Origin of the sequence: Arcticibacter eurypsychrophilus, from assembly GCF_001730525.1 — a bacterium.
Lineage (GTDB): Bacteria > Bacteroidota > Bacteroidia > Sphingobacteriales > Sphingobacteriaceae > Arcticibacter > Arcticibacter eurypsychrophilus.
On record NZ_MDFN01000072.1, the window covers coordinates 1 to 943 of the forward strand.

Annotated in this window: 1 protein-coding gene; it reads right to left on the reverse strand. The window is 42.2% G+C overall.

Features of this window, described 5'->3' with window-relative positions; all coding sequences use genetic code 11:
• Positions 1–33 precede the first annotated feature (33 nt).
• Positions 34–943 (reverse strand): IS4 family transposase (locus BFL47_RS19005; protein ID WP_449371657.1); only part of this gene is annotated, 910 nt, incomplete at its 5' end.

The window sequence follows — 943 nt, forward strand, 5'->3', positions numbered from 1 at the left end:
ACTAAAGCTTCGCACATGAATTCGTGATTAATCTTAAACTGAAAAATGAAGTTTCAATAGTTTTTTAACTTTATTTTCTTGAATTAAATTAGTCATAAACTGATCCAGATCATCCAATGGAAGTCCTAGTATTTCAACAATAAGTTTGACCATTTCCAGCAGTAATCCCCATAAGCGCTGATCCAGAGTTAGATCTTTTATTTTCTCTTCTGCTTCCCTGAATACGGCACCTTTGGTTTCATATTCCCCGAACCGTTTTCTTAGCGTCAGCAGGATATACTGGATCATGCTGATGGAGATATCGGCAAACTGGGCACCGATATCTCCGGCCTGGCTTTTACCGATTTTCAGATACTGTTTACTTTCTTTAAAAAAAACCTCAATAGACCATCGAACCTGATAACGTTCCACTGTTTTCAGATAGCCAGCGTTCAGATCTGTAGACAAAAGCAACTGCCAGTTTCCGTTTCTGCCAAATTTAGAGAAGAACAGTTTTACCGCATATCCCTTATAAAATAAAGGTACTTCGATATACATTGCACTCAGCTTCCTGCACCTCTTCTGCTCTTTTTTTAACAGCACGATCAATTCTCTGGCCGTATACTCTTTCCCTCTGAAGAGGTACCTGGCCTTGCCCATTTTCATCATTCCGATGAGTTTCACCTTTACTGAACGGGCACAAGCCAGCATTTTCTCACAGGTAAACCAGCTGTCCATAAGCAGATAATCAACCTCCAGGCTACCGCAGGCCTGTTTGATCATACGGATGGCAGTGGTAATCTTGTCCTTATCCATTTCTGCGGTACGTTTGCCCGCAGGGCTTTCCGCATTTCTTTGTTTATGGTACTGGCCCTGATATTCCATTCTTTTCAATCCGTAGGGGCTGGCTTCCCTTTTGCCCTTCTCCCGGTGAAGGGAGAAACTTACAGGAAGGAAGCTTTTG